Here is a 345-nt window from a genome sequence, read left to right as displayed (position 1 = left end):
TAAAGAAATGGTTGCGGGAGTAGGACTTGAACCTACGACCTTCGGGTTATGAGCCCGACGAGCTACCAACTGCTCCATCCCGCGTCCGATAAAACGCTATCAATTATTTTTATTCTATTGACTAAAGAAATGGTTGCAGGAGTAGGACTTGATAAAACTACGACCTTCGACTCTTTATTTATAAAAAGCTGAGCCCGATGAATCATCAATTTCTAGAACCGCGTCCTATAAGACTAGACGTTTAATATTCTTATTACTAAGAAATGGTTGCGGGAGTAGGACTTGAACCTACGACCTTCGGGTTATGAGCCCGACGAGCTACCAACTGCTCCATCCCGCGTCCGA

2 tRNA genes are annotated in these 345 nt (G+C 44.3%); both read right to left on the bottom strand.

The features are described 5' to 3' along the window. Window positions 1-8: 8 nt before the first annotated feature. Window positions 9-84: transfer RNA gene (locus tag AAEZ02_RS22010), tRNA-Met, on the bottom strand. A gap of 180 nt (window positions 85-264) precedes the next feature. Beyond that, window positions 265-340 (bottom strand) — tRNA-Met (locus AAEZ02_RS22005). Between the last annotated feature and the right edge of the window lie 5 nt (window positions 341-345).

Source organism: Shewanella sp. T24-MNA-CIBAN-0130, assembly GCF_040310185.1.
In the GTDB taxonomy this organism is placed as follows: Bacteria; Pseudomonadota; Gammaproteobacteria; order Enterobacterales; family Shewanellaceae; genus Shewanella; species Shewanella psychromarinicola.
Note: the sequence above shows the minus strand (reverse complement) of the source record. Positions and strands in the feature narration are given on the sequence as shown.